The sequence below is a fragment of the Mediterraneibacter sp. NSJ-151 genome (genome assembly GCF_022487435.1).
Lineage (GTDB): Bacteria > Bacillota > Clostridia > Lachnospirales > Lachnospiraceae > Schaedlerella > Schaedlerella hominis.
This window is the reverse complement of the sequence record NZ_JAKVPP010000002.1, coordinates 147,317-173,736: the sequence shown is the minus strand read 5'-3', so window position 1 is coordinate 173,736 and position 26,420 is coordinate 147,317. Positions and strand designations below refer to the sequence as shown.

Genomic DNA, 26,420 nt, shown 5'->3' with positions numbered 1-26,420 from the left:
TATGGAGGGATACATAATATGGGAAAAATAATACAGACAGCAGGAAGAAATGCACTTGGCGAATTCGCACCGGAGTTTGCACATTTTAATGATGATGTGCTTTTTGGCGAAAACTGGAATAACCAGGATATTGATGTAAAAACAAGAACTATCATCACAGTGGTTGCGCTGATGGCTTCTGGAATTACAGATTCTTCTTTAAAATATCATCTTCAAAATGCAAAAAATCATGGTGTAACACAAAAAGAGATTGCTGCAGTGATCACACATGTCGCATTCTATGTAGGTTGGCCAAAAGCATGGGCTGTTTTCAATCTTGCAAAGGAAGTGTGGGAAGCAGGCGAAGGAGATTTGCCATACGAAGAGGAAGCGATGCGTGCGCATGCAAAAGAAATGATGTTTCCGATTGGTGCACCAAATGATGGGTTTGCACAGTATTTTTCCGGCAGAAGTTTTCTTGCACCGATCTCCACTTCTCAGGTTGGAATTTTTAATGTGACATTCGAACCTGGATGCAGAAATAACTGGCATATTCATCATGCAAAAAGTGGGGGAGGACAGATCCTGGTATGTGTTGCCGGAAGAGGATATTATCAGGAAGAAGGGAAAGATGCTGTAGAAATAAAGCCAGGCGACTGCATCAATATTCCGGCAGAGGTGAAACACTGGCATGGCGCCGCATCGGATGAATGGTTTTCACATCTGGCAATAGAAGTTCCGGGCGAAAATAGTTCCAATGAATGGCTTGAACCGGTAAGTGATGAAGAATATAGAAAACTAAAATAGGAGGTAGATGAAATGTTTGATAGAAGTATTGTATTGAATAATGGAGTGACAATTCCACAGCTTGGTCTAGGAACATGGTTTATTGATGATGATAAGGCTGCTGACACTGTAAAAGCAGCAGTAGAGATTGGATATAGACATATTGACACTGCACAGACATATGGAAATGAGCGTGGCGTTGGTGAAGGAGTAAGAACCTGTGGTATTCCGCGTGAGGAGTTGTTTGTTGTATCAAAGGTTGCCGCGGAGCATAAGACATATGAAGAAGCGATGGCAGGAATCAATGAGACGCTTGAAAAGATGGGACTGGATTATCTTGATATGATGATTATTCACAGTCCACAGCCATGGGCAAAGGTTAATCAGTGCGAAGACAGATACGTAGAGGGAAATCGAGCAGCATGGAAAGCTCTTGAGGATGCTTATAAGGCAGGAAAACTTAAGGCAATCGGAATTTCCAATTTTCTGATTGAAGATATTGTAAGTCTTCTTGAAATAGCAAAGATTAAGCCAATGGTAAATCAGATTCTTCTTCATATCAGTAATACTCCGATGGAGTTAGTAGAATATTGCCAGAAGAATAATATTGTTGTAGAAGCATACTCACCAATTGCACATGGTGAAATATTGAATCAACCAGAGATAACTACGATTGCAAAGAAGTATGGTGTGACTGTTCCACAGCTCTGCATTAGATATACGCTTCAGCTTGGTGCAATTTCTCTGCCCAAAACAGGTAATCCTGAACATATGAAGAATAATGCAGAACTAGATTTTGAAATTAGTGCTGAAGACATGGAACTGTTAAAGAATTTTAAGAAAATTGAGAGCTATGGTGACACTGGAAAATTCCCTGCTTTTGGTGGAAAGATGTAAGAAATTTAACAAGGATCTGCTAATAAGATTTGATAGTAACTTTAAAAAGAATCACCATCTAGCAATAATGAACCAAAATAATAGGAGAAAGGGACTTTCTGTTTTAAGACCAGAATATATCATTCTTTTTAAAGCAAAAGCGAAAAAGATTTAGGCGAAAAGTGGATTCGTAATTCTCAGAAGAGTGTGGTTAAATGCCACACTCTTCTTTGTGTGTGTGGCATAAATGGCAACAGAGGTAGCTAAGAAAAACGCAATACGACAAGGTATTATGGAAGAGACTCCTGCATTTACTTATGGACAATAGGATAACAATACATAGTTTTAACCATGATATTCTGAAAAATTTATAGGAATGTACTATTATCAAATTGACATAGGAATGTGGTAGAGTATAATTACAATTGAATACACTGAAAAATGGAGGAATTACATGAAAGCACATAAATATTGGTCAGTTGGAGCATTAATTACAATGTTTGGGACTTATTACACTGGATATAAAAAGCTAAAATCAAGTCATAAATACTTTGCTTTAAGTTCTATGTTATGTATGGTAATGGCGATATATACAGGTCATAAAATGATTACTGGGAATAGAAAAGAAAAGGCAAAAAAAGAGAAAGTTACAGATGAGGAGAAATAAATAATGTTGGAAGTAGGAATTAAGGCACCTGATTTTGAGTTGCCCGATCAAAATGGGAAAATACATAGATTATCGGATTATATAGGAAAAAAAGTGATTTTGTATTTTTATCCAAGGGATAATACACCAGGATGTACGAAGCAGGCATGTGGTTTTTCCGAGAGATACCCTCAGTTTACCGAAAAAGGTGCAGTTATTCTTGGAGTCAGTAAGGATTCTGTAGCGTCTCACAAGAGATTTGAGGAAAAATATGGATTGGCATTTACACTTTTAGCAGATCCAGAGCGGAAAGTTATTGAAGCTTATGATGTATGGAAAGAAAAGAAAAATTATGGCAAAGTCTCTATGGGAGTAGTAAGAACCACATATCTTATTGATGAACAAGGGATTATTATAAAGGTAAATGATAAAGTCAAGGCTGCAGATGATCCTGAAAATATGCTTAAGGAATTAGATTAATGAAGATAATATTATCCCCTGCTAAAAAGATGATTACAGATACTGACAGTATTGAACCGGATGCATTGCCTGAATTTATTGAAAAGACGACAGAGATACAAAGCTGGTTGAAAAGTAAGTCAAAAGAGGAACTGAAAGGCATTTGGAAATGTAATGACAAGATTGCAGAACAAAATTTCAATAGATTGAGAAATATGAATCTTTATCAGATGCTCAGTCCGGCTGTTTTATCATATGAAGGAATTGCTTTTCAATATATGGCACCATCTGTGTTTGAAGATATGCAGCTTGAGTATGTGCAAAATCATTTGAGAATATTGTCTGCATTTTATGGTGCTCTGAAACCAATGGATGGTGTGACACCTTATCGTTTGGAAATGCAGGCAAAGATCAGGATTGGAGATGCCAAAAATCTGTATGAGTACTGGGGTGACTTGTTATACCGATCAGTAATAGATGACAGCAGGATTATCATTAATCTTGCATCAAAAGAATACTCAAAATGTATAGAAAAGTATTTGACACCACAGGACAGATATATTTCGGTTACATTTTGTGAAGTTTCTGGAGATAAAATGGTAACAAAAGGTACATATGCCAAGATGGCTCGTGGTGAAATGGTCAGATTTATGGCAGAAAATAATATTGAGAATCCGCTGGATATTAAGAAATTCGACAGACTTGGTTATTCATTCCGTTCTGATTTATCATCAGAAACTGAATATGTTTTTGAACGAAAAATAGAACAATGATTTAGATTAAAGATGCTCAGCATGGGCATCTTTTAGTAATAATGAGAATTATTACTATATTATTTACAATATAATAATATGATATATAATCCCGTCTTTTATTTGATAATTATGCAGATAAAGATTTGCCTGTTATTTTTGCATAAATAACAATGAAACCTTTTTTATATAAATTTTTTGTGATAAAATAACAGTCAGATATATGATACAGACAGGAGACAAAAGGGTATGAAATTAGATGTTTTGGGATTGTTGGGAGCGTGTTCCTATGCATTGGACTGTGTGGAAGCAGAGTTAGTGCATGTAACATATAAGCATGCGAAGCGTGTTGCATATATGAGTGTCTGCATGGCAGAACAGATGGGAATTCAGGGGGAGAGTCTGCAGGATCTGACAGCCGGTGCGTTGTTACATGATAATGCACTGACTCAATATATTCAGGAAGAATTACACAATGATATTGCAAGTTCAATAGGTTCGGCGATTCCACTGGAGCTGGGAATTCACTGTGCGGCAGGTGAGAAGAACATGAAAGACATTCCATCCCATACGGATATAAAGAATGTCATTTTGTATCATCATGAGAATGCAGATGGAAGTGGACCTTTTGGAAAAAAATGGACAGAAGTACCGGTTTTTGCACGAATTATCCATCTATGTGATCTGCTTGACCAGGTCTGCTGCAGTGATTCTTTTGATTCAGGCACCTGGCAGAATGTAGAAGCATTTCTTCAGGAAATCACAGGTTCTATAGCGGATGAAGAATGTATAGAAGCATTTAGACATGCTTTTTCTGAACAACATTTTCTGTCACTTGGAGAAAAAGATGTGGAGACTCGTTTATGGAACAGAGTGCCGCGTACAAAACAAGATCTTAGCTTTGAACAGATTAAAGTACTGGCGAAATTTTTCGCACGCATCGTAGACTATAAATCACCATTTACGAGTACACACTCCATAGGTGTGGCGGCAGATGCTGAGAAATTATCCAGATTTATGGGATTTGATGAGGAGACAATGCAGAAAATGTATCTTGCAGGAGCGCTGCATGACATTGGAAAGGTTGCCATAGGTAACAAAATTCTGGAGAAGCCGGGAAGACTGACGGATGATGAGTTTGCAGTTATGAAACACCATGCAGCATATACTTATTCTATTCTGTCAGAAATCGATGATTTTGAAGAGATACGTGACTGGGCTGCCTTTCACCATGAAAGACTGGACGGGACAGGCTATCCATTTGGAAAAACAGCTGCTGAATTAAACACACAGGAACGCATCATGGCGTGTGTCGATATTTATCAGGCACTGACAGAAAGCCGCCCGTATAAACAGGGAATGCCACATGAAAAAGCTTACGGTATTTTAAATGATATGGTAGAAAAAGGATGGCTTGATGGAGAAATCGCTTCACAGGTTGATGCTTGTTTTGATCAGAAAATGACAGACATAATTCATGAGGAGAAACAGCTTGGAGAATAAAAAATTATTCCAGATTGGTGATGTGGCAAAAATGTTTCATATCAGTGTTGGCAGCCTGCAGCATTATGAACAGGCAGGTCTGTTGAAACCAGAATACACAGATCCGGAAACAGGCTATCGCTATTATAGTGCACGTCAGTTTGAGGTTTTAAATACGATTCGTTACTTGCGCGTTTTGGATATGCCATTGGGTCAGATTGGAGAGTTTTTGGGAAACAGAGACATCGACGTGATAGAAGATAAGTTGTTAAATCAGAAAAAACTGATAGAAAAAAACGGCGGGAGTTGGAAATAATCGAACGCAAGATATAAAAGCAGCATATCCTACAATCGGAAAAGGAACTGTATATAGAAATCTTGATATATTGGTAGATGAGGGTTCGTTAAGGAAGGTTGAAGTTCCGGATGGAGCGAATAGGTTCGATTTTTCATTGAAAAATCATTACCATGTCAGGTGTACAAAATGCGGTGAAGTTTCAGATGTGGATATGGATGAAATACCGGATTTGCTGGAAAGAATTCATAACACTCATGGAATCGAATTTTGGGATTATGATATTTCATTTAAAGGTATTTGCCCAAAATGCAGGGAGAAGGTAAAGGAGGAAAAAAATGGATAGGAAAGCAATGTATAAGTTGAGTTATGGATTGTTTGTACTGACTGCCAGGGAAGATGAAAAAGACAATGGATGTATTATTAATACAGCCATTCAGGCAGCTTCAGAACCGAACCAGTTAAGTATCTGCGTCAACAAAGCAAATTACACGCATGACATGATTCAGAGAACTGGAAAATTCACAGTATCAGTCTTAAGTCAGAAGGCACGGTTTGAATTGTTTAAACATTTTGGCTTCCAATCAGGAAGGGATACCAATAAATTTGAAGCATTTGAAAAGTGTGCTAGGGGTACAAATGGTATTTATTATATTACAGAAGATACAAATGCATACATTTCTGTAACAGTTAATAAAACGGAGGACTTAGGATCACATACAATGTTTATCGGTGAGATAACAGATATGGAAGTTTTAAGTAATGTTCCTTCTGTCACATATGATTATTACCAGAATAATATTAAACCTAAGCCACAGGCAGTCGGAAAAACCGAGGATGGGCAGACAATATGGCGTTGCAGAATTTGTGGATATGAATATGTAGGAGAAGAATTACCGGATGATTTTATATGTCCTTTATGTAAGCACCCAGCATCAGATTTTGAAAAAATAGTAAAGAAAACGGAGGAAAAAGAAATGGCAGCAAACAAATACGTAGGAACACAGACTGAGAAAAATTTACAGGAGGCATTTGCAGGGGAATCGCAGGCAAGAAATAAGTATACCTATTTTGCTTCTGTAGCGAAAAAGGAAGGCTACGAGCAGATGTCAGCATTGTTTTTAAAAACCGCAGATAATGAGAAAGAACATGCAAAGATGTGGTTCAAGGAATTAGCAGGAATTGGTGATACAAAGGAAAACCTGGCGGCAGCGGCAGAAGGCGAAAATTATGAGTGGACAGATATGTATGAAGGCTTTGCTAAAACAGCTGAGAAAGAAGGATTCCCTGAGCTTGCAGCAAAATTTAGGGCAGTAGGCGAGATTGAGAAGCACCATGAGGAAAGATATCGTGCACTTCTTAAGAATATTGAAACTGCTAAAGTTTTTGAAAAGAGTGAAGTTAAAGTATGGGAATGCCGTAACTGCGGGCATATTGTGGTAGGAACTAAGGCACCTGAAGTATGTCCGGTATGTAATCATCCACAGAGCTATTTTGAAGTACATGAAGAGAATTATTAAGGGGATGAGATTATTACGAGAGTGAAATGTGTGAAATGCGTGGACATTACAAGCACAAGGAAAACACGGCAGAAATAGCTACAGCAGTCAAGAACAGTGCTTATGAGATTATAAACAAAAGGCACGCTACATATTATGGAATCGCAATGTCTGTAAAAAGAATCTGCGAAGTGATTATGAGAGATGAAAAATCAATACTCCCAGTATCTCATATGATTCATGGAGTATATGACATTGACGGAGTATCGTTAAGTATGCCGGCTATTGTAGGTGCAGATGGCATTGAGTCTGATATACCTATTAATTTAAGTGGAGAGAAAGCGTTAAAGCTTAAGGAATCCGCAGATTCTTTGAAAAAGATTATAGAGACAATTGGATTATAAATTTTACACATGGAAGGAGATAAAAGCATGGAAGTAAAGTATTATATATGTAAGCATTGTGGAAACATTGTTGAAAAGGTAAAGGATAAGGGGGTACCTGTAATTTGTTGCGGAGAACCTATGCAGGAATTAAAAGCCGGAGTGACAGATGCTGCTGTTGAGAAGCATGTACCTGTATATACGGTAGAAGGCAGTCATGTTCATGTCGTGGTCGGAGAGACAAAACATCCAATGCTTGAAGAGCATTTCATTGAGTGGATTACATTAAATACAAACCAGGGAATATACAGAAAACAGTTAAATCCAGGGCAGGAGCCGGTAGCAGATTTTTGTCTTTGCGATGGAGAATATGTAGAAGAAGTATACGCATACTGCAATCTTCATGGGTTCTGGAAATGCTAAAAACACTTGACATTCGTGCTGAGATTACAAAATAATTCAGATACAACAGTAATATATGCTGTGTATTAATATATTTATAAGGAGGAACAAACTAATGAAATATGTATGTGACGTTTGCGGATGGGAATATGATGAAGAGGAAGGTTATCCAGAAGGTGGTATTGCACCAGGAACAAAGTGGGAGGACGTTCCAGAAGATTTTGAATGCCCATTATGTAATGTTGGAAAAGATCAGTTTTCAGAAGTTGAATAAAATTCTGATTATTTAAATACGGATAGATAAACAAAAACCCTGGTGCGTGTGAGCAACAGGGTTTTTTATTGCGATAGTTTGTGATGATATCACAGAAAATGATTTACCTTTTGCTTATAATGTAACTACAAACAAAGTAAGGAGGTAGTCTAAATGAGATTAAAAGATAAAGTTGCAATCATTACGGGTGGAAGCCGTGGTATAGGATTTGCTACAGCTGATAAATTCTTGAAGGAAGGTGCTTCAGTTGTGTTGGCAGCAAGTTCACAGGAATCGGCAGACGTTGCTGTAGATAAATTAAAAGAAAAATATCCAAATGCAATAGTTGCTGGAATTAGTCCAAATCTGGCAAGCATGGAGTCTGTCAGAAAGGCTTTTAAAGAGGCAACTGAAAAATATGGATGTGTCGACATACTGGTAAATAATGCAGGGATTTCAGAAAACACCTCATTTATGGATTATACAGAGGAGACTTTTGATAAAGTAATGGATCTAAATGTAAAAGGAGTATTTAATACTACTCGTGTAGCAGCAGAATGTATGGTGGCAAGAGGCAAGGGGGTCATTCTCTCAACTTCTTCCATGGTGAGTATTTCGGGACAGCCAAGTGGGTTTGCTTATCCGGCATCGAAGTTTGCAGTAAACGGATTGACTGTATCATTAGCAAGAGAACTAGGACCTAAAGGTATTCGTGTTAATGCTGTTGCACCTGGGATTACAGAAACTGATATGATGAAGGCCGTGCCAAAGGAAGTTATCGAACCTATGATTGAAAGAATTCCATTGCGTCGTCTTGGACAGCCAGAAGATATTGCCAATGCATTTGTGTTTCTTGCTTCAGATGAAGCGAGTTATATTACAGGTGTTATACTAAGTGTAGATGGTATGGCAAGAAGTTAAGGCAATGTGGTATGGTGATGTCATCACAGAAAAGAAATAAAATTCAGATTATAATAAAGCCACAAAGAAATGATAAGGAGGATTATAAAATGACTGCAATTAATATCAATAAAAATAATTTTCAGAACGAAGTACTGAATTCCGATAAACCCGTTCTTTTAGATTTTTGGGCATCTTGGTGTGCGCCTTGCCGCATGGTAGTACCTATTGTAGAGGAGATTGCAAGTGAGCGTAGAGATATTAAAGTTGGAAAGATTAATGTAGATGAAGAGCCTGAACTGGCAAATAAGTTCAGTATTATGAGCATTCCGACTTTAGTGGTTATGAAGAATGGGAAGATTGTACAGCAGGTTTCAGGGGCGAGACCTAAGAATGCGATTTTAGAAATGCTTTAGGGAGGTGTGCTAATGGGATTTTTTGATCTCTTTAAACAGTCGAATATTAATCAAGGCATAGAAGAATATAAAAGGACTGATGATGCAGTTCTGCTGGATGTACGTACACCGCAGGAATATCAGGAAGGACATATACCAGAAAGTAAAAATGTGCCGTTGCAGCAACTTGACAATATTGCTTCTGTAGCGAAGAATAAGGATATCCCACTGTTTGTATACTGTTATTCCGGTTCACGAAGCCGCCAGGCAACTGGGATACTGCAACGAATGGGATATTCTAAAGTAAATAATATCGGTGGCATTGCAGCTTACTCAGGAAAGGTGGAAAAATAAGATGAAGGTAATAATTGTAGGAGGTGTAGCCGGAGGAGCTACAGCTGCAGCAAGAATACGCAGACTGAATGAACATGCTGAAATTACTGTGTTTGAAAGATCCGGATACATATCCTATGCAAATTGTGGACTTCCATATTATATTGGAGACGTGATCACAGACCCGGAAGAACTTACACTACAGACACCAGAGAGTTTTTTTAAACGCTTCCGTATTAACATGAAAATTCATCATGAAGTTATCTCCATACATCCGGAACGTAAAACGGTTTCAGTGAAGAATTTAGAAAACGGTGAAATATTTGAAGAAAATTACGATAAACTAATCCTTTCTCCAGGTGCAAAACCAACACAGCCGAGACTCCCTGGAGTAGGCATTGATAAACTTTTTACACTTCGTACAGTAGAAGATACTTTTCGGATAAAGGAATATATAAATAAGAACCATCCAAAATCGGCTGTATTGGCAGGTGGTGGCTTTATTGGTCTGGAACTGGCAGAAAATTTGAGGGAGCTTGGCATGGATGTTACAATTGTCCAGCGGCCTAAGCAGCTGATGAATCCTTTTGATCCAGATATGGCATCCATGATTCATAGTGAAATGAGAAAACACGGGATAAAACTGGTACTGGGCTATACAGTGGAAGGATTTAAAGAAAAAGACAATGGAGTAGAGATCCTATTGAAAGATAATCCATCCCTTCATGCTGATATGGTAGTACTGGCAATCGGCGTTACACCAGATACAACATTAGCAAAAGAAGCTGGTCTGGAACTTGGCATCAAGGAAAGTATTGTAGTGAATGATAGAATGGAAACTTCTGTACCAGACATTTATGCTGCAGGTGATGCAGTTCAGGTAAAACATTATGTTACTGGCAATGATGCATTAATCTCTTTAGCAGGACCTGCCAATAAACAGGGAAGGATCATTGCGGATAATATTTGTGGTGGTGATAGTCATTACTTGGGTAGTCAGGGAAGCTCCATTATCAAAGTGTTTGATATGACAGCAGCCACTACAGATATAAATGAAACCAATGCTAAAAAGTCAGGATTAGAGGTAGATACAGTAATTCTTTCTCCTATGAGTCATGCCGGTTACTATCCTGGTGGAAAAGTGATGACCATGAAAGTAGTTTTTGAAAAAGAGACTTATCGTTTGCTTGGTGCTCAGATTATTGGATATGAAGGAGTTGATAAACGTATCGATGTGCTTGCAACAGCAATCCATGCAGGGCTGAAGGCAACCCAGCTGAAAGATTTGGATCTCGCATATGCACCTCCTTATTCCTCTGCCAAGGATCCTGTAAATATGGCCGGATTCATGATAGACAATATAGCAAAAGGAACCTTAAAACAATGGCATTTGGAAGATGTGGATAAGATTTCTAAAGATAAAAATGCTGTGCTGCTGGATGTGAGAACGGTAGGTGAATTTAGCAGGGGCCATATTAATGGATTTAAAAATATTCCTGTAGATGAACTGAGGGAACGTATCAATGAAGTTGAGAAAGGAAAGCCTGTATATCTGATATGCCAGAGTGGGCTGCGCAGTTATATTGCGAGCCGTATTCTGGAGGGAAATGGATATGAAACATACAACTTTTCCGGCGGATTTCGCTTCTATGATGCAGTGGTTAATGACCGTACGCTGATCGAAAGGGCATATGCATGTGGTATGGATTATTAGAAATAAACAAAAATATTTTTATGATTTTTTTGTAGCATAAAAAGATCCCCCATTTATTAGAATGACTTTCATAATTCTGATAAATGGAGGATTTTTAGATATTATAGAAAAACAGTTTTATGATCTTTGTAGTGTTTCAAGTCTTTTCGAATCAAGGATTGTGATTTTGCCGCGGGAGAGTCTGACAAGCCCCTCGCCTTGAAAGTATCGAAGCATTCGAGTGATAACTTCCCTGTGGGAACCAAGATGATTGGCGATAGTTTCGTGAGTGATTTTCAATTCATTTGCACCTTCAATAGAGGTCTCTTCTAAAAGAAATGAAGCAATACGCTTATCCAAGCTCTTCCACATGATTTGTTCAATCAGCCACATGACATCAGAAAAACGGGTGGCTATTAACTCATTGGTATAGTTTGCGACGGGAGCAGATTCCTTCATAATGCCCTTATAGATTTCAGCAGGGATGATCCAAAGATCAGTATCTTTTTCTGCTTCAATGGTTACTTCAAATTGAATGGAGCGTATGATACATGAGGCGGATAAAAGACACATATCCATATCGAACAGACGGTAAAGTGTAATCTCTCGTCCTTCATCTGAAAGTATGTAGGTTCGAAGCTGCCCGGATTTAACCAGTAATAATCCAGTGCAATCCAGGTTTCCATTGTGAATGATTGTCCCTTTTTTTACATACTGTGTGATTAAATTGTCTGAAATTAGTTTTTTCTGTGCTATGTTCAAGTCATTCCATAGTGGAAAATAATTTTCGAAGTTCATAACAGTTATCTCCTTTACGAACATAGTATACTTGCTTTTTTAAGATGCGTCAATTCCATAATTGACATATGCCATAAATAGAAATAAAAAGAAGCGTGATAAAGTAAATTGTCTTTTCTGTGATATCATCACGGAAGCAAGATCTTTTATGCGGTATATTAAGTTCAAACAGGAGGAAGGGGTTAAAAAATATGACATCAATAAATATAAATAAAGAAAAGTTTGGACAATTAATTCATAAGGAAAAACTGGTTTTATATCGAGATGGAAAGGCAATAGATTCTATTGTTGCACCCGAATCAAAAAAATGATAGAAAACTTTATTAATGAAGCTTTGGAAAAATAAAATAGGAGGACTGTTGTATGAATGAAAATCATGTTTACGATATGATTATCGTGGGAGGAGGACCTGGTGGGTATACATCAGCATTATACGCAGCCAGAGCAGGACTTGAAACAATTGTTTTAGAAAAATTATCTGCAGGTGGTCAGATGTCATTGACCTGGCAGATTGATAACTATCCTGGTTTTGAAAATGGAATTGACGGATTTTCATTGGCAGAGAAAATGCAAAAACAGGCGGAAAAATATGGTGCTAAAAGTGAATATGCAGAAGTTTTTAATATGGATTTAGCAGGAAAGCTTAAGAGAGTAGAAACCAGTTCGGGAATTTATATTGGGAAAACAGTAGTGATAGCTACAGGAGCAAATCCAAGAGAACTTGGTCTTGATAAAGAAAAAGAATTGATAGGTCATGGAGTTGCTTATTGTGCCGCCTGTGATGGTATGTTTTATAAAGATAAGATTGTGGTTGTTGTTGGTGGTGGAAATTCTGCTATATCAGATGCTACTCTTTTAAGTCGAATTGCTAAGAAAGTTATCATTGTTCATCGAAGGGATACATTACGTGCAACAAAAATTTACAATGACCAGCTGATGAAAACTGAAAATATAGAGTTTCGATGGAATAGTACAGTAAAAGAACTGCTTTATGGAGAACGATTGACTGGTGTGCGGTTGAAAGATACAGTTACAGGAGAAGAAAACATTATAGAATGTGACGGCTTGTTTGTGAGTATAGGAAGAAAACCGACAATAGATTTTTTAGATAATCAGATAGAACTGGATAATAAAGGATATATTGTGGCAGGTGAAAATACTGAAACGAGTATTCCGGGTGTTTATGCTGTAGGAGATGTCAGAACAAAGTTACTTCGTCAGATAGTAACAGCTGTTGCAGATGGGGCTGTGGCAGTACATATGGCAGAAAAATATATGGGGAAAATGTAAAGTGAATTACGCCTTTTTGCATAGGAATTGTTTTGTTAAGTTAAACAATGAAACAGAAAATAGTCATTTTGATAGACCATGTTTACTATAAATAATCAGAATTTGAATAGTGAACTTTTTATACTGAAATATGTACGATTTCAATAATGACATGAACTTATGGGAACGTATTGCGGATACTTTGTGAACTTTATCCTGATACAATGATTATGCTGATGAAAATAGCCCACACAAAGGGGCTGGGGAGTTGAAGTGTCGAAGACACTTTTTTAAAAGAATTTCAGGGAAAAATGAATATTTCTGAAGGTATACTGGTTCTTGAAAAATTTGTAGGAATATAAAAATATAGATGTATAAGAGAAAATCAAATCTTGTACACCTATTTTTATACAAGAAATTCGTAAAGTAAGGGGTCATTATTATGAGTAAAAAATTAGTGGCATTTTTCAGTGCAAGCGGAACAACAAAAAAGTAGCAGAAATGATTGCAGAGGAAGTAAAAGCAGATTTCTTATGCAAGGCAGGGAAAATTAGAGATGCCGGCGATCCAAGAGGGTGCGGATGCCAGAAAAATTGATGAGAAATTTCAGAATGGGCAGACACAATCAGCGTCATGGAAAGTGATGGAAAACCAAATCATAAAAAGACAAAATATACTGTTGAAGAAAATACAGATTTATAAGTCTGCTTCAAGAGTTTGTGACAGGTGCAGATTCTTTCGGACAATTAAGCAATAGAATCTCAAATAGTATCATGATGGCGATAATGAGTACAGCTATTGCAATCTACTTCGGAAAATGGATAAAATCAATCATTCCGATGAACCTTATTCTACTATTACTTCTTGTGCACGTGGTCTATATCGGAATCCGAAGTTATGTGAAAGACTGGCGGGAGGAACGAGGCTATTACTAAAACAAAAAGAGAACAGGAAGATTTTGTAAAGTATCTTTCTGTTTTTTTCTAAAGCAGACTATTGATTGTATTTATATTAAGTTTTCAACAACAATGTAACCATTGAAATTACATCTGTTTTTTGATATGATTACTGTCAAAGAGAGGTGTTTATAATGCAGATTTCAAGTAGATTTACAATGGCAATCCATATGTTTGCCTGTATAGATACATTTTCGAATCAGAAGATGACTAGTGATTTTATGGCAGCAAGCATTGGAACTAATCCGGTGATTGTTCGTAAAATATTGCAACAATTAAAGGCTGCTGGTCTTATTGAAGTTGCAAGAGGGACAGGCGGTGTGACAATTACCAGACCATTGGAGCAGATTACATTCCTTGATGTGTATAAAGCAGTGGAATGTGCACCAGATGAAGAACTGTTTCATTTTCATGAGAATCCCAATCAGAAATGTCCGGTAGGAAAGAATATTCACCATGTTCTTGATAAGAGACTGTTAGAAGTACAGAAGGCAATGGAGGAAAAACTTTCAGAAATGACACTTGCTGATGTGAAAAAAGATATTGCAGTGTATACAGAGGAAGAGTAGTCTACAGAAGGCTTCGGATGAGTGATTATATCATCACAATTTCCGGAGCCTTTTCGTTTTTCATAATCAATGTAAAATCTTCAAAAGGAGTTGTAACAAAAAAAGTTACAAAAAGTTTGATGTAACTATTGACATTACATTAAACGGATGATATTGTATAGCTGCAAGATGTAATAATCATTGTTACAACATATCGAGGAGGTAATTTAAAATGCAGAAAGTAGTAGAATTTTTACAGAAAAACCCGGTTCAGTATTTAGCAACCGTCGGAAGAGATGGAAAGGCAAAATGCCGTCCATTCATGTTCTGTTTTGAGCAGGACGGAAAGCTTTGGTTCTGTACTAACAACACAAAGGATGTTTACAAGGATATGTTAGCAAATCCTGAAGTAGAAGTATCAGTATCTTCCCCTGAATACGCATGGATTCGCCTTCATGGTAAAGCAGTATTTGAGGACAACAAGAGTGTAAAGGAAGGATGCATGAACAATCCTATCGTTAAGGGACAGTACCAGACAGCAGATAATCCTATTTTTGAGGTATTCTATCTTGAAAATCCGCATGGTTTAATCGCAGATTTCTCTGGAAATCCACCTTATGAATTTTAAAGATAATTAACAGAAAAAATTACAGTCTTCGGGGCAAGGTGTAATTCCTGACCGGCAGTATAGTCTGCGAGCAAAAGCTGATATGGTGCAATTCCATAACCGACGGTAAAGTCCGGATGAGAGAAGATATGATAAAACAAGTCCCGCAGGGAATCCCGTCCTGCGGGCTGTTTTAATTGCCATGATGACATATAAAAAACTTACACCGATACTGAAAGGAGAGACTTTGAAATGACAAAAATGGATTATCTTAAACTTCTGGTGGATGAAATTCATTCAACAACAGTTGCAACGATAGGTTCAGATGGACATCCTCAGACAAGAATCATAGATATGATGTACTATGATGAAGAAGGTGTGTATTTCCTTACAGCAAAGGGAAAAGCATTTTATGACCAGTTAATGGAGCAGCAGTATGTGGCAATATCCGCAACAAAAGACAAAATTGCGGTGTCTCTGCGTGGAAAAATAAAGAACATCGGAAAAAAGAATCTTGATATTATGTTTGAAAAAAATCCATATATGAAGAAAATCTATCCGGGAGATACGAAAGATGCAATCGAAGTGTTTCGGCTGTATGAGGCACAGGGAGAGTATTTTGATATCAGCAATCCATCAAATATTGTGAGGGATACTATAACAATTGGAAAAACCGAGGCAGTTCAGACAGGGTATTTTATTGGAAAAGAATGTATTGGATGCAAACTGTGTTACTCTGTATGTCCGCAAAAATGCATTGATATATCTTCAGTTCCGGTTACTATCAACCAGAATCATTGTCTGCATTGCGGAAGATGTGCAGAAATTTGTCCGAAGCAGTGTATTGAGAAAAGAGGTTCATTATGATTTTTAAGAAAATCAGAAAAGGGCATGCTGACTGGAGAAACTTTTTATGTAGTACTCCGGCAAGGGATTATGTATTCCAAAAGGATGCATATGAAGACCAGATTGACAGGGCAGCAAAGAATATAAGAAATACAGACTGTGTTATAATCGGGGCAGGAGCCGGGGCATCGACAGCTGCGGGAATCCAATATGGTGGTAAAAGGTTTACAGACAATTTTGAAGAATTTATAAAAAAATACGGTGAGTACTACATGACAGATATGTATGCAGCCGGATTTTATCCATATCCGTCTGAGGAGGCAAAGTGGGGATACTGGTCAAAACATGCATTGATGAACCGCTTTGATCCTCCGGCATTGCCGCTTTATACAGAGCTTTATGATATTGTAAAGAACAAAGAATATTTTGTACTTACAACCAATGTGGATCATCAGTTTTATAAAGCGGGATTCGATGAAAAAAGAATATTTGCAACACAGGGAGATTATGGGAAAATCCAGTGCCAGAAAGCCTGTCATCTAAAGACTTACGATGCAAAAGACCTGTTTCGTAAAATGGATAAAGCAAGAAGAGACTGCCTGATTCCATCAGAACTTGTACCAAAATGTCCGGTGTGTGGCGGCAATATGGCTATGAATCTCCGTTGTGATAATTATTTTGTGGAAGATGAAGCGTGGCATGAGGCAGCCGACAGGTATGCGGGTTTTCTGGAACAGAATAAAGATAAAAGGGTTGTTCTTTTGGAACTTGGAGTTGGATTTAATACGCCGATTATTATACGTTTCCCTTTTGAAAAGATGGTGAGGGAGAACTCGTCTTATAGTTTGATACGCCTGAATATGGATGAAGCGGTAGTTCCGGAAAGCTTCGGGGAACGTGTAATCGGTATTGGCGGTGATATGGCAAAGGCAATTACTGATATAAGGGGGCTGGTATTATGACACAGGATGAGCGAAGAGAATATCTAATTCAGTATCTTTTAAAAGAAGAAATACCGTTTGGCAGACAGAACATTCCTACGGATAAGCAGGGGCAGGAAAATCTGATCCGCTCACTTATGAATGTCAGACCGCCAAGACCAATCAGTAATGATTTTTTGAAAATACAGGATGAGTATCTTACAGAAAGAAATATAGAGCGTGGAATCACAGATGTTGACACGCTTGCACCTGTAAAATCTGATTCGAGATTATATATCTGGCAGGGGGATATTACCACTTTGAAATGTGATGCGATCGTGAATGCGTGTAACTCACAGATGCTTGGTTGTTTTTCGCCGATGCATGCCTGTATTGATAACTTTATTCATACTTATGCTGGAATGGAACTTCGTCTGAAAATGCATGAAATTATGGCAAAGCAGGGGCATGAAGAAGAGACCGGCAAAGCAAAGATAACATCGGGATACAATCTTCCGACAAAATATATTCTTCATACGGTAGGACCTATTATACAATGGAAAGTCACAAAAGAAGATGAAGACCTGTTGGCAAGCTGCTACACAGAGTGCCTAAAGCTTGCAGCTGATACGGGTGTGGAATCTATTGCATTCTGTTGTTTGTCTACAGGTGTATTCCGCTTTCCACAGCAACGAGCTGCCGAGATTGCAACGAATACTGTAAAGCAGTATCTTAACAAAGACAGCAGAATAAAAAAGGTAATCTTTAATGTGTTTAAGGATGAAGATTTAAAAATATACAGTGGATTGTTATAAGCGTCTGTTGAAATATCCGATAAATCTTATTGTACTGTTACTGCCTGAGAATGTGATTTATATTGGAATCCGATGTTAAGTGAACGACTGGTGGGAAGAACGAGAATATTATTAAAAAAAGTGGACAGTTCATATGTATCGGCTGTTCTTTTTTTTGTTTTCGGGCGTTAAAATGGTAATGTTTTTCTTGTGTACAGTAGAGAACTATAGTATAATGAAACCAGTTTTTTGCATAAGTTTAAAAGCTATAATAAGGAAATCGGCAAACCAGACGAAAGTCTGGGACGCAAAGCTACAGGGCCTGTAAAATGGCAGCCAGCTGCATAAAATGAGGTGCACTGTCTGTCTGACGGTGCTTTTTTACGGTGTTATTTCACAGACGTAACAATAATGATTTTATCAGGAAAGAATGAGGAAAATAAAAGTATGAAAAAGGCAAAACGTTGTTTGATTGCAGTGGTGTCAGGTGTACTTGTAGCAACTGCTGTCTTGTCTGGATGTGGACAGTCAAAGAAAGAAGTATCTAAAAACGATGATCATCTTACAGTTTATCTGTGGGAAAATCGTTTGATGAAAAATATTGCACCCTATATCCATGAACAGTTTCCTGATCAGGATATTGAATTTATTATTGGTAACAATGATACCGATTTATACAGTTATTTTAAAGAACATGATGAATTACCGGATATCATAACAGTACGTCGATTTTCTGGAACAGATGCACAGGACTTACAGCCTTATCTTATGGATTTTGCTTCTTATGATGTTGTTTCTAAGTATTATTCCTATGCGGTGCAATATTATAAGAATGCGGAGGATGAAATCCAGTGGCTGCCAATCTGTGGTATTCCGCAGACGATCATTGCCAACAAAACACTGTTTGATCAGTATGGAATTAAGATTCCAAAAAATTATGAGGAATATGTACAGGCCTGTCAGCAGTTTTATGATAATGGCATAAAACCGTATTCCATGGATCTTGGTGAAGACTGGTCTAATAATGAAATCATCCAGGCTGCGGCAATCGGTGAGTTTACAAGCCTGGATGGTATTGAATGGCGAAACGGTGCAGAGACTGCAGCGGATGAAGTAAAGTTTGATGATACATTATGGAAACGTATTTTTTCAGAAACCAGTCAGTTTCTTAAGGACTCGCACTTTAGTAAAGAAGATATCAATATTGACATCGATACAGGAACCCAGATGTTTGTCGAGGGAAAATCGGCAATGTTTCATGGACATCCGACGGTTATGCAGCAGCTACAGAAACAGATGGATGCGGAGCTGATCCGTATTCCTTACTTTTCACAGACATCGGATGAATCCTATGTGTACATGACTCCATCCTTAAACATTGCATTTAACAAAAACCTAGAAAAAGACCGGGAGAAACTGGATACTGCACTGGATGTGCTGGATTGTATGATTTCAGAAGAGGGGCAAAAGCTGATTGCGGATGGAAGCGGTGTTATTTCATTGAATACAGATGTTCCAACCATGATGCAGGATGTGCCTGGACTGGAAGTGGAAATTAATAATAATGCTGTTTATATCCGATATTCCGCTCAAAAATCATTTGATGCAAGTCTTGAGGCTGTTCACGGATTACTGTCAGGGGAAATGGATGAAACACAGGCTTATGATACTTTGCGCAGTGTAATGAATCGTAAAGATCCAGAAGAAAAATCAACGGTGAATTTTGAAAATGAATATTCCATTTCACTGAACGATAGAAATGGCCGTGATGCAGCATCTTCCATTTTAACTACGATCAGAGAAGAAAATGATGCACAGCTGGCTCTGGCACCATATTATTATTTTACTTCTTCTATGTACAAAGGAGAATGCAGCAGTAGCCGGGTTGGCATGATGACAGCGAAGAGTTCAGATACAGCATTATATTTTGCAAAAATTAATGGTAAACAGGTTTATGAACTCGTGGAAAATTATCTCGACGATGCTGATGAGAATTTTTATGTAACCAATAAATACGAATTACCAATTGCATCCGGTATGAAAATGATCGTCAATCAAGCGGAAAGTGGATTTTCATTAAAGGACTTGACAGTTAATGATAAGAAAATAGACAAAGAAAAGGAATACTCTATTCTTCTTACAGACACCACAATGTCTGTTTTGAAAAAAATAAATCCACAATGTGAGATTGAGCAGCTTAAAGATACAACATTATCAAGTGCATGGATCGAAGCAATGTCAAAAGGACAGCAGCCGTCAGCACCGGAAGACTATATAGAGGTTGAACAGTAAAAGTGGAGATAGAACAAACGATAAATAAAAGAAAAAAAATAACAAGGCTGTTGCTTATACTACTTATTATTCTTTTAAGCTTAGTTTGTATAAAGTATCTTATAAGTAAGTCTAGTAAGTATATCAGCGAAAATGGAAAAAGCAGTATGAGAGCTGTTGTTGAACAGATACAGCAGACCTATGATCTTCAGGTGAGTGGGTACTACAGCCAGCTGCAGTTGGTTGAGGAATTTTTACTTCATGAGAGGGAGCTGTCTCTTGAAACGGATACGAACAAAAGTTTCTTTGAAGCATGGGAAAAAGAATCGGAAAGTACACTTATATTCCTTCAGGAAAATGGTCAGGCAATATCAGCAGGTGGAACAAAAATGCGGATTGATATGCCAAGTAAATTTCTGCTGGACTTAAAGAATGGATACAATATTGGAAAACTGGTGCGTCTTGATTATGATCAGGAGAAAAAAGACGGTTATCTGGTTGCAATCCCATGTCAGGAATACACTATCAATGGGGAAACTTATACGGCAATTGGAACTGTGTATGATCATTCGAAACTGGATTCCATGTTAAAACTGAAAGGTTATGATGGGAAAGCATATTTGTTCATGCTGGATTATGACGGAAATATTACATATACGAACCTGAGTGGTGATAAATACCAGCGTAATTATTCTTTGTTAAAACATTTAAAAGGGGAACAGGCTATTACAGAAGAAGAGGCTGATTTGTTCAAAAAGAAGTTTGATAACAGAGAATCCGGAGTTGCACTTTTGGGAAAACAGAATCCCTATTATCTGGGGTATTGCCCGATAGAAAGCAACAACACCATTTTGGTATGCATTGTGGAAAAGGGAGTTGTTGACAATGTGCTGATGGATTACCAGAAGACGGTGTTGTTTACAACAATACTTATGGCAGGTTTTATACTTTTACTTTTTGCCGGATTATTCTACAGTATTTCCAGACTTAGTCTTGCAGATCAAAAAGCAGAATATGAAAAAAGAAATAATGACCTTCATTTACAAACAATGAAGGAAATGGAAGTAGTCAATCAAAAACTGAAAAAGGCAAAGAACGCTGCAACAGAGGCTTTGCAGACAGCTGAAAATGCAAATAAGGCGAAAACGGATTTCCTGTCTAATATGTCACATGATATTCGTACACCTATGAATGCAATCATTGGTATCACGTCTTTGATCAGACATGATGCAGGTGATAAAGCAAAAGTTATAGAGTATGCAGATAAAATAGATATTTCATCACAGCATCTGTTAGGAATTATTAATGATGTTTTGGATATGAGTAAGATTGAGGCAGGAAAAACAGTCTTCAAGTATTCTGACTTTTCTATTTTGGATTTTATGCAGGAACTTGACACTATATTTCATTCTCAAATATATGAAAAGCAGCAGACCTTTACAATCATAAAAGAAAATATTCAACATGAGTGGGTGAATGGGGATCAGGTTCATTTGATGCAGATTTTCAGCAACCTGCTGTCTAATGCCATAAAATATACGCAGGAAGGTGGAAAAATTCAGCTTCTGGTAGAAGAATGTGAGACAAAGTCATCTGTCTATGCAAAGTACCGTTTCTTAGTTAGCGATAATGGTTTGGGAATATCGGCAGATTTCAAAAAAACAATCTTTGATCCGTTTACTCGCGCTGAAAGTTCTGTGACTAATAAGATACAGGGAACCGGACTTGGAATGGCTATTACCAGGAACCTGGTTGAGGCAATGGGAGGCACCATTGACGTGGAGAGTGAACTGGGACAGGGAAGCTGTTTTGAGGTTCTCATGGATCTGAAAATTGCAGAGGATAGAACGGTTGCTCTGGCGGCACAAGAAGAAACAGATGAGCAGGATGGTAATATCCTTCAGGGAATGAGATTCCTGTGTGCAGAGGATAATGAGCTGAACGCAGAGATTCTGACGGAACTGTTAAAGATTGAAGGTGCGGAATGTACCATCTGTGAAAATGGCGAAGAGATTTTGAAAGCATTTGAACAGTCTGCTCCAGGTGATTATGACATGATCCTGATGGACATACAGATGCCTGTTATGAATGGTTATGAGGCAACGAAAGCAATCCGCAGAAGTTCCCATGAGCTGGCAAAGAAGATTCCGATCATTGCCATGACCGCCAATGCATTTTCAGAAGACATTCAGCATTCTCTTGCGGCTGGCATGAATGCACATGTTTCAAAACCGGTTGAGATGAAGGTACTGGAAAAGACGATCAGAAGCATAAAATCTGGTGGGGGGGGGGTACCGAACCGCAGGTTATTGAACAGTGACAAATGGATTTGATGTGGCAGTGCAATTTTATCTCAGTCGAGAAGACTCCCACTTCTGCAAGTGGTGAGTAATAACAAGTCTTTCTCAGTGGGAGTACAATCTCCGACTGAGATAAACGCTCCGCGGGGATGTGCAGTGATTCTGAGAAGAATATGTCAGCTTTCGCTGACCAGAATCACGCACCAAGTCTCACGTGCGTTCGACTTGAATAAAATAGGAGGTTGACAAGGAGATGTATAGAGAAATATATTTGACAGACAGACAGACAGACAGACAGACAGACAGACAGACAGACAGACAGACAGACAGACAGACAGACAGACAGGAGATTTAATATGATTTCGAGAGCAAAGAAATATGTGGCAGTGTTACTGGTTTTTGTATGCGTCTGTATGATATTTTCTCCCCAGACTGTATATGCAGCCGAGGACAGTTCGCAGCATGAAACTGTCAAAGTCGGTTTCTTTGCCATGGATGGTTATCATGTGATGGATGAAGAAGGCAACCGCAGTGGGTATGGCTATGATTTTCTTCGGCTGATGGCCCGTTATTGGGATGTAGATTACGAATATGTCGGATATGATAAGAGCTGGGATGATATGCAGCAGATGCTTGAAGATGGCGAGATTGACATGGTAACATCTGCCCGCAAAACACCGGACAGAGAAGAAAAGTTTGATTTTTCACGTCCGATCGGAACCAATTATGGGATGCTGACCGTCCGCAGTGACAACAGCACGATTGTGGACGGCAATTACAGCACTTACAACGGTATGCGTGTGGCACTTTTGAACGGAAACACTCGGAATGAAGAGTTTGCGGATTTTGCAGACGACAAAGGATTTACATATGTTCCATCTTATTTTGATACGACCACAGAAATGGATGAAGCCCTTCAGAGCGAAAAAGTTGATGCGATTGTTACCAGTTCTCTGAGAAAAACAAACAATGAGCGAATCGTGGAGAAATTTGGCAGCAGCGATTTCTATGTCATTGTTAAAAAGGGCAATACAGAATTGCTGAATGAGATCAATTATGCGATCGATCAGATGAATGCGGTTGAGGGTGACTGGAAAACGACACTTTATAATAAAAATTATGAAAGCATAGAAACTAAGAATCTGGAATATACGGAGCAAGAAAAAAGTATTATTGCACAATATTCCAAGTACAACCCAATTCGTGTTCTGTGTGATCCGACCCGTTATCCATATTCTTATAATGAAAATGGTGAGATGAAGGGTATTATCCCGGATTACTTCCGGAAAATTGCAGACTATGCCGGGATTTCCTATGAGTTTCTTACACCTGCCACCAGAGATGAGTATATTGCTTATCAGAAAAATAAGGAAACCACAGATATGAGCATCGATGCGCGCCTGGAAACAGATAACTATGCTGAGACGAAAAAATGGGGGATTACTGCACCTTTCATTACGATGCAGCTGGCAAGGGTGACACGGCGTGACTTTGATGGAAAAATTAATGTTGTTACTACTGTTGACCAGACAGCATCAAATTCAATTGAAGATGCAATGGCACCCGGTGCAGAAAAACTGATGTGCAGTACCCGACAGGAAATGATGGAAGCTGTCCGTGAGGGTAAAGCAGATGCCGCCTTCGTCTACTATTACATGGCACAGGCGTTTGTGAACAGTGACACTACGGGCACCATGACATATACTATGCTGGAACAGCCTACATTCACCTACCGCATGGTAATTTCATCAACTGAGAACCATGCGCTGGCTGGTATTCTGACGAAAGCAATGTATGCCATGCCCCAAAATCTTGTTGAAGATCTTGCAGCACAGTATACCACATACAAAGCAACAGATCTGACATTTGTTGACTGGATACGTCTGCATCCTATTGTTACTGTTTGGGTTCTTCTTATTTTTGGATGGCTGCTGACTACTATGGCTGTGATAATGGTGCGTCTCAGTGCAAGAAAAAAAGCTCAGAAGGCGGACCAGGAGAAAGCTGAGGAAATGGCGGAACTGGCAGAGCATGCACAGGCTGCAAACAAGGCAAAAACAGCATTTCTGTCACATATGTCCCATGATATGAGGACACCGATGAATGCAATCATAGGATTTACCGGTATTGCAATGAAAAACAATCCGTCAGACGAAGTGAAAAATTGTCTGGAAAAGATTGACGAAAGCTCAGAGCATTTACTGTCGCTAATCAATGATATATTAGATCTGACCCGCATCGAAAGTGGAAAAGTGAATTACAATCCGGTACCGGCGGATGTGAAAAACATTACAGATTCTGCATTGGATATTACAAAAGGTTTTCTTATGAACAGGAATATCAACTTTAAAATTCAGCGTGAAGAAGCAAAGATTCCAAATGTACTTGCGGATCCTGCACGCCTGCGCGATGTGCTGGTCAATATTCTGAGCAATGCCGTGAAATTCACTCCGGATGGAGGGACGATTACATTTGAAGCCCGGTGTCAGGAAAAGGGCGGGGATGGATATATAAATATGCGTTACCGCATTTCGGATACTGGTATTGGCATGAGTGAGGAATTTACAAAAGAAGTTTTTGAGGAATTTGCACAGGAAGATTCCGGTGTGAGAACGCAGTACCATGGAGTTGGACTGGGGATGGCTATCGTAAAGAAGTATGTAGATATGATGGGTGGAACCATTTCCGTGCAGAGTAAAAAGCATGAGGGAACCACATTTACTGTGGATATTCCTTTGGAAATTACAGATAAGGAATATAATAAGTCAGACACAGGTTTTTCTGAAAAGGTAAATCTTACAGGTGTGAATGTCCTTCTTGCAGAGGATAATGAACTGAATACAGAGATTGCTGCCGTGCAGTTGGAAGAGTTAGGGATGAATGTAGAAAGAGCTGTGGATGGAAAGAATGCTGTTGAGATTTTCAGAAATCATCCGGAAGGCACATTTGATGTAATCCTGATGGATATCATGATGCCTGAAATGAATGGTTATGAAGCAACAAAAGCAATCAGGGCAATGAATGACAGACCGGATGGAAAAAACATTCCTATTATAGCAATGACAGCTAATTCATTTGCAGAAGATGTTCAGGCATCACTGGATGCAGGGATGAACGCACATTTGTCAAAGCCGATTGTGATTGATGAAGTTATAAAAACGATTTTAAGGTATGTATATAAATGATTAGCAGAGGTTCATGAATTAGTGGAATACAATTGACAGGAGGAACTTATGAGAAGAAATACCAATCTGTGCGCAGGTGGTATCGCTTGTTGATGTTTATGATGCACTTACAAGTGAAAGATGTTATAAGAAAGCATTTAATCATGACACAGCGATTCAAATGATTCTGGATGGGCAATGCGGACAATTTAACCCCATCCTTCTGAAATGTTTGAAAGAACTGAGTCTTCAATTTTCAAATATGTTTGATAAGGAAATGGATGAAAATAGCTATCGCCATGAAGTACAGAGACTTTCTAATGAAATACTCAGCGACAGATCTTTACCGAATCAAAATTATTCACAGAGTGTTGTCAAGGTCATGCAGGAAAAGATCGATTTCTTCAAATCAAACAGTGGAATGTACTCAATTGATTACAATGCAATTTCAGGCCAATTAACTATCTTAAACGGAGAACATCAGATATTATGTCAGAGAGATAATCCGAAATTCAATTTGTTCAAAGAATTTGGAGTAAATGAAGAAGAGGTTCAATGTATTCGTGTTTTATTACATCAGACATCTGTACAAAATAAAGAAATATCTGCCACGATAAAAGCGACGGCGGATAATAACAGTCAGATGTATAGAATGAAATTGCATACATTGTGGTCGCCTTTAAAGAAGGATGGATACATTGGAATCATTGGATATTTTGACACTGTAAAATAAATATGAAGATTACAATCATAGAGTGTATGGAATCAAATCCATATGCTCTTTTTCTTGAAATAAGTATGCTTCAATTAGCTG

26 protein-coding genes, 3 pseudogenes and 2 riboswitches are annotated in these 26,420 nt (G+C 38.3%); of the genes and pseudogenes, 28 read left to right on the top strand and 1 reads right to left on the bottom strand.

Annotation, left to right across the window (positions count from 1 at the left end; all coding sequences use genetic code 11):
* The first annotated feature begins 18 nt into the window (after positions 1-18).
* The 17 genes and pseudogenes from LQE94_RS02755 (at position 19) to LQE94_RS02675 (ending at position 11,154) form a co-directional block, all read left to right on the top strand.
* A complete protein-coding gene (locus tag LQE94_RS02755; protein WP_118737045.1) occupies positions 19-786 on the top strand; it encodes a carboxymuconolactone decarboxylase family protein in 768 nt (255 codons plus the stop codon).
* A gap of 12 nt (positions 787-798) precedes the next feature.
* Positions 799-1,662, top strand: coding sequence for an aldo/keto reductase (locus LQE94_RS02750; protein WP_118737044.1), 864 nt, complete (start codon positions 799-801; stop codon positions 1,660-1,662).
* A gap of 433 nt (positions 1,663-2,095) precedes the next feature.
* Entirely contained in the window at positions 2,096-2,308 is a 213-nt protein-coding gene (locus LQE94_RS02745) for a DUF6219 family protein (protein ID WP_117989801.1), read from the top strand.
* 3 nt (positions 2,309-2,311) lie between these two features.
* Complete coding sequence (gene bcp, locus LQE94_RS02740) at positions 2,312-2,767, top strand: thioredoxin-dependent thiol peroxidase (protein WP_240576927.1); 456 nt, start codon at positions 2,312-2,314, stop codon at positions 2,765-2,767.
* Positions 2,767-3,519: a peroxide stress protein YaaA gene (gene yaaA / locus LQE94_RS02735; protein WP_118724715.1), complete on the top strand. Its 753-nt coding sequence runs from the start codon at positions 2,767-2,769 to the stop codon at positions 3,517-3,519. The genes bcp and yaaA overlap by 1 nt, the downstream gene beginning before the upstream one ends.
* A 228-nt stretch (positions 3,520-3,747) precedes the next feature.
* Complete coding sequence (locus tag LQE94_RS02730) at positions 3,748-5,001, top strand: HD-GYP domain-containing protein (protein ID WP_118724716.1); 1,254 nt, start codon at positions 3,748-3,750, stop codon at positions 4,999-5,001.
* Positions 4,991-5,296 carry a MerR family transcriptional regulator gene (locus LQE94_RS02725; protein WP_240576926.1) on the top strand — a complete coding sequence of 102 codons (306 nt, stop codon included), beginning with the start codon at positions 4,991-4,993 and terminating at the stop codon, positions 5,294-5,296. The genes LQE94_RS02730 and LQE94_RS02725 overlap by 11 nt, the downstream gene beginning before the upstream one ends.
* A 13-nt stretch (positions 5,297-5,309) precedes the next feature.
* Positions 5,310-5,621 (top strand): annotated as a pseudogene (locus LQE94_RS02720) (Fur family transcriptional regulator); the annotation flags it as partial.
* Positions 5,614-6,234, top strand: a pseudogene (locus tag LQE94_RS16385) (flavin reductase); the annotation flags it as partial. The pseudogenes LQE94_RS02720 and LQE94_RS16385, both read left to right, overlap by 8 nt.
* An 18-nt stretch (positions 6,235-6,252) precedes the next feature.
* Positions 6,253-6,795 carry a rubrerythrin gene (gene rbr / locus LQE94_RS16380; RefSeq protein WP_240577012.1) on the top strand — a complete coding sequence of 181 codons (543 nt, stop codon included), beginning with the start codon at positions 6,253-6,255 and terminating at the stop codon, positions 6,793-6,795.
* A gap of 20 nt (positions 6,796-6,815) precedes the next feature.
* Positions 6,816-7,178: pseudogene (locus tag LQE94_RS02705) on the top strand (L-lactate dehydrogenase); the annotation flags it as partial.
* A gap of 27 nt (positions 7,179-7,205) precedes the next feature.
* Positions 7,206-7,580 carry a desulfoferrodoxin family protein gene (locus LQE94_RS02700; RefSeq protein WP_117989805.1) on the top strand — a complete coding sequence of 125 codons (375 nt, stop codon included), beginning with the start codon at positions 7,206-7,208 and terminating at the stop codon, positions 7,578-7,580.
* Positions 7,581-7,674: 94 nt separating this feature from the next.
* A complete protein-coding gene (locus LQE94_RS02695) occupies positions 7,675-7,833 on the top strand; it encodes a rubredoxin (RefSeq protein WP_005339874.1) in 159 nt (52 codons plus the stop codon).
* Between the two features lie 153 nt (positions 7,834-7,986).
* Positions 7,987-8,733 (top strand): SDR family NAD(P)-dependent oxidoreductase, encoded by a 747-nt coding sequence (locus tag LQE94_RS02690; protein WP_005421611.1) that lies wholly within the window; start codon positions 7,987-7,989, stop codon positions 8,731-8,733.
* Positions 8,734-8,822: 89 nt separating this feature from the next.
* A complete protein-coding gene (trxA, locus tag LQE94_RS02685; protein ID WP_055151676.1) occupies positions 8,823-9,128 on the top strand; it encodes a thioredoxin in 306 nt (101 codons plus the stop codon).
* A gap of 12 nt (positions 9,129-9,140) precedes the next feature.
* Entirely contained in the window at positions 9,141-9,461 is a 321-nt protein-coding gene (locus LQE94_RS02680; RefSeq protein ID WP_005421613.1) for a rhodanese-like domain-containing protein, read from the top strand.
* A gap of 1 nt (position 9,462) precedes the next feature.
* Positions 9,463-11,154 (top strand): FAD-dependent oxidoreductase, encoded by a 1,692-nt coding sequence (locus LQE94_RS02675; RefSeq protein ID WP_240576925.1) that lies wholly within the window; start codon positions 9,463-9,465, stop codon positions 11,152-11,154.
* 117 nt (positions 11,155-11,271) lie between these two features.
* Here LQE94_RS02675 and LQE94_RS02670 read toward each other — a convergent pair whose 3' ends face one another.
* Positions 11,272-11,931, bottom strand: coding sequence for a Crp/Fnr family transcriptional regulator (locus LQE94_RS02670; RefSeq protein WP_240576924.1), 660 nt, complete (start codon positions 11,929-11,931; stop codon positions 11,272-11,274).
* Positions 11,932-12,294: 363 nt separating this feature from the next.
* On the opposite strand from LQE94_RS02670, the gene trxB reads away from it, so the two are divergent.
* The 11 genes from trxB (at position 12,295) to LQE94_RS02610 (ending at position 26,339) form a co-directional block, all read left to right on the top strand.
* A complete protein-coding gene (gene trxB / locus LQE94_RS02665) occupies positions 12,295-13,221 on the top strand; it encodes a thioredoxin-disulfide reductase (RefSeq protein ID WP_118737041.1) in 927 nt (308 codons plus the stop codon).
* Between the two features lie 752 nt (positions 13,222-13,973).
* Positions 13,974-14,135: a DUF6040 family protein gene (locus LQE94_RS02655; protein WP_330638823.1), complete on the top strand. Its 162-nt coding sequence runs from the start codon at positions 13,974-13,976 to the stop codon at positions 14,133-14,135.
* A 155-nt stretch (positions 14,136-14,290) separates the two neighbouring features.
* On the top strand, positions 14,291-14,725 hold the full coding sequence (locus LQE94_RS02650; RefSeq protein ID WP_118737039.1) for an Rrf2 family transcriptional regulator: 435 nt from the start codon (positions 14,291-14,293) through the stop codon (positions 14,723-14,725).
* 211 nt (positions 14,726-14,936) lie between these two features.
* Positions 14,937-15,332 (top strand): pyridoxamine 5'-phosphate oxidase family protein, encoded by a 396-nt coding sequence (locus tag LQE94_RS02645; protein ID WP_004844992.1) that lies wholly within the window; start codon positions 14,937-14,939, stop codon positions 15,330-15,332.
* Between the two features lie 20 nt (positions 15,333-15,352).
* A riboswitch (FMN riboswitch) is annotated at positions 15,353-15,464 on the top strand.
* 99 nt (positions 15,465-15,563) lie between these two features.
* Positions 15,564-16,178 (top strand): 4Fe-4S binding protein, encoded by a 615-nt coding sequence (locus LQE94_RS02640; protein WP_019162392.1) that lies wholly within the window; start codon positions 15,564-15,566, stop codon positions 16,176-16,178.
* Positions 16,175-17,119, top strand: coding sequence for a Sir2 silent information regulator family NAD-dependent deacetylase (locus tag LQE94_RS02635; RefSeq protein ID WP_240576923.1), 945 nt, complete (start codon positions 16,175-16,177; stop codon positions 17,117-17,119). Before LQE94_RS02640 ends, LQE94_RS02635 begins: the two co-directional genes overlap by 4 nt.
* Positions 17,116-17,892, top strand: a complete 777-nt coding sequence (locus tag LQE94_RS02630) for a protein-ADP-ribose hydrolase (protein WP_118737037.1) — start codon at positions 17,116-17,118, stop codon at positions 17,890-17,892. Before LQE94_RS02635 ends, LQE94_RS02630 begins: the two co-directional genes overlap by 4 nt.
* 251 nt (positions 17,893-18,143) lie before the next feature.
* A riboswitch (cyclic di-GMP riboswitch) is annotated at positions 18,144-18,219 on the top strand.
* A 99-nt stretch (positions 18,220-18,318) separates the two neighbouring features.
* Positions 18,319-20,163 (top strand): ABC transporter substrate-binding protein, encoded by a 1,845-nt coding sequence (locus LQE94_RS02625; RefSeq protein WP_118737036.1) that lies wholly within the window; start codon positions 18,319-18,321, stop codon positions 20,161-20,163.
* A 146-nt stretch (positions 20,164-20,309) separates the two neighbouring features.
* The gene (locus LQE94_RS02620) at positions 20,310-22,475 is read left to right on the top strand and encodes an ATP-binding protein (protein ID WP_240576922.1); all 2,166 of its coding nucleotides are present in this window, start codon (positions 20,310-20,312) and stop codon (positions 22,473-22,475) included.
* Between the two features lie 323 nt (positions 22,476-22,798).
* Positions 22,799-25,627, top strand: a complete 2,829-nt coding sequence (locus LQE94_RS02615; RefSeq protein WP_240576921.1) for a hybrid sensor histidine kinase/response regulator — start codon at positions 22,799-22,801, stop codon at positions 25,625-25,627.
* 76 nt (positions 25,628-25,703) lie between these two features.
* The gene (locus LQE94_RS02610; RefSeq protein ID WP_186864828.1) at positions 25,704-26,339 is read left to right on the top strand and encodes a hypothetical protein; all 636 of its coding nucleotides are present in this window, start codon (positions 25,704-25,706) and stop codon (positions 26,337-26,339) included.
* The last annotated feature ends 81 nt before the right edge of the window (positions 26,340-26,420 follow it).

Excerpts from the sequence above, each read along its gene's own strand:
- rbr (WP_240577012.1), top strand. The coding sequence starts at position 6,253 with ATGGCAGCAAACAAATACGTAGGAACACAGACTGAGAAAAATTTACAG.
- LQE94_RS02655 (WP_330638823.1), top strand. The coding sequence starts at position 13,974 with ATGATGGCGATAATGAGTACAGCTATTGCAATCTACTTCGGAAAATGG.
- LQE94_RS02680 (WP_005421613.1), top strand. The coding sequence starts at position 9,141 with ATGGGATTTTTTGATCTCTTTAAACAGTCGAATATTAATCAAGGCATA.
- LQE94_RS02670 (WP_240576924.1), bottom strand. The coding sequence starts at position 11,931 with ATGAACTTCGAAAATTATTTTCCACTATGGAATGACTTGAACATAGCA.
- yaaA (WP_118724715.1), top strand. The coding sequence starts at position 2,767 with ATGAAGATAATATTATCCCCTGCTAAAAAGATGATTACAGATACTGAC.
- LQE94_RS02630 (WP_118737037.1), top strand. The coding sequence starts at position 17,116 with ATGACACAGGATGAGCGAAGAGAATATCTAATTCAGTATCTTTTAAAA.
- LQE94_RS02675 (WP_240576925.1), top strand. The coding sequence starts at position 9,463 with ATGAAGGTAATAATTGTAGGAGGTGTAGCCGGAGGAGCTACAGCTGCA.
- LQE94_RS02650 (WP_118737039.1), top strand. The coding sequence starts at position 14,291 with ATGCAGATTTCAAGTAGATTTACAATGGCAATCCATATGTTTGCCTGT.
- LQE94_RS02695 (WP_005339874.1), top strand. The coding sequence starts at position 7,675 with ATGAAATATGTATGTGACGTTTGCGGATGGGAATATGATGAAGAGGAA.
- LQE94_RS02620 (WP_240576922.1), top strand. The coding sequence starts at position 20,310 with ATGAGAGCTGTTGTTGAACAGATACAGCAGACCTATGATCTTCAGGTG.
- LQE94_RS02755 (WP_118737045.1), top strand. The coding sequence starts at position 19 with ATGGGAAAAATAATACAGACAGCAGGAAGAAATGCACTTGGCGAATTC.
- LQE94_RS02750 (WP_118737044.1), top strand. The coding sequence starts at position 799 with ATGTTTGATAGAAGTATTGTATTGAATAATGGAGTGACAATTCCACAG.
- LQE94_RS02700 (WP_117989805.1), top strand. The coding sequence starts at position 7,206 with ATGGAAGTAAAGTATTATATATGTAAGCATTGTGGAAACATTGTTGAA.
- LQE94_RS02690 (WP_005421611.1), top strand. The coding sequence starts at position 7,987 with ATGAGATTAAAAGATAAAGTTGCAATCATTACGGGTGGAAGCCGTGGT.
- bcp (WP_240576927.1), top strand. The coding sequence starts at position 2,312 with ATGTTGGAAGTAGGAATTAAGGCACCTGATTTTGAGTTGCCCGATCAA.
- LQE94_RS02640 (WP_019162392.1), top strand. The coding sequence starts at position 15,564 with ATGACAAAAATGGATTATCTTAAACTTCTGGTGGATGAAATTCATTCA.
- LQE94_RS02730 (WP_118724716.1), top strand. The coding sequence starts at position 3,748 with ATGAAATTAGATGTTTTGGGATTGTTGGGAGCGTGTTCCTATGCATTG.
- LQE94_RS02635 (WP_240576923.1), top strand. The coding sequence starts at position 16,175 with ATGATTTTTAAGAAAATCAGAAAAGGGCATGCTGACTGGAGAAACTTT.
- trxB (WP_118737041.1), top strand. The coding sequence starts at position 12,295 with ATGAATGAAAATCATGTTTACGATATGATTATCGTGGGAGGAGGACCT.
- LQE94_RS02745 (WP_117989801.1), top strand. The coding sequence starts at position 2,096 with ATGAAAGCACATAAATATTGGTCAGTTGGAGCATTAATTACAATGTTT.
- LQE94_RS02625 (WP_118737036.1), top strand. The coding sequence starts at position 18,319 with ATGAAAAAGGCAAAACGTTGTTTGATTGCAGTGGTGTCAGGTGTACTT.
- trxA (WP_055151676.1), top strand. The coding sequence starts at position 8,823 with ATGACTGCAATTAATATCAATAAAAATAATTTTCAGAACGAAGTACTG.
- LQE94_RS02615 (WP_240576921.1), top strand. The coding sequence starts at position 22,799 with ATGATTTCGAGAGCAAAGAAATATGTGGCAGTGTTACTGGTTTTTGTA.
- LQE94_RS02645 (WP_004844992.1), top strand. The coding sequence starts at position 14,937 with ATGCAGAAAGTAGTAGAATTTTTACAGAAAAACCCGGTTCAGTATTTA.